We start from the raw sequence: 250 nt of genomic DNA, 5'->3' as shown, positions 1-250 counted from the left end.
GGCGGTCAAGGTCAGCCGCGCCAGGCGGTCGTCCAGACTGGCCAGCTGCGCGCCCGCCGCAACCTGATCGCCTTCCTTGACGCGCAGCGACCGGACCACGCCGTCGAACGGCGTAGCCAGGGTCACCAGACCCGGCTCGGCGTCGATGACCCCGCGCGCCACAGCGGCAGGCGGTGCGACATTGGCGGTCGGGATCTTGTTCGCATCCCCGCCCTTGCAGGCGGCGACGGCCAGAACACAGGCCAGCAGG

The 250-nt window shown here is 72.0% G+C and carries 1 protein-coding gene; it reads right to left on the bottom strand.

Annotated features, from left to right (window positions below):
• Positions 1-250: biotin/lipoyl-binding protein (locus tag ACM0OX_RS35840; RefSeq protein ID WP_414519981.1), on the bottom strand; the 250-nt coding region annotated here is incomplete at both ends.

Source organism: Nostoc sp. PCC 9305, assembly GCF_963920915.1.
GTDB lineage: Bacteria > Cyanobacteriota > Cyanobacteriia > Cyanobacteriales > Nostocaceae > Nostoc.
Note: the sequence above shows the minus strand (reverse complement) of the source record. Positions and strands in the feature narration are given on the sequence as shown.